Annotated in this window: 1 protein-coding gene; it reads left to right on the top strand. The window is 55.8% G+C overall.

Annotated features, from left to right (window positions below; all coding sequences use genetic code 11):
- A partial coding sequence (locus tag RSB01_RS14215; RefSeq protein ID WP_332625774.1) for a DUF933 domain-containing protein occupies positions 1-411 on the top strand: 411 nt, incomplete at its 5' end.
- Between the last annotated feature and the right edge of the window lie 170 nt (positions 412-581).

Raw genomic sequence — 581 nt, 5'->3', positions numbered from 1 at the left:
GAAGGCGCCATGGTCGTTCCGGTGTGCAACAAGATCGAAGCGGAAATCGCCGAGCTGGATGACGGCGAAGAGAAGGACATGTTCCTCGAGGCCCTGGGCCTGGAAGAGCCTGGCCTGAACCGCGTCATTCGCGCCGGCTACGAAATGCTGCACTTGCAGACCTACTTCACCGCCGGCGTCGAAGAAGTCCGCGCCTGGACCGTCAAAGTCGGTGCCACTGCACCACAGGCCGCCGGCGTGATCCACACTGACTTCGAAAAAGGCTTCATCCGCGCCGAAGTGATCGCCTACAACGACTTCATCCAGTACAAGGGCGAAGCCGGCACCAAAGAGGCCGGTAAATGGCGTCTGGAAGGCAAGGACTACATCGTCAAAGACGGCGACGTGATGCACTTCCGCTTCAACGTATAAAATCTGCACCCATGAAAAAGCCGCGTTTGATACGCGGCTTTTTTGTGTCTGAAATTTATGGCCCAACACATTCCTGCAATGGGTAATGCGTAAATCAGGGCTTTTTGGTGCGCGGCAAGAAAATCGCCAACACCCCAAACAACGGCAAGAACGAGCACAGGAAATACACG

This window comes from Brevundimonas sp. (assembly GCF_036659295.1).
GTDB lineage: Bacteria > Pseudomonadota > Alphaproteobacteria > Caulobacterales > Caulobacteraceae > Brevundimonas.
This window is presented reverse-complemented; position numbering and strand designations above follow the sequence as displayed.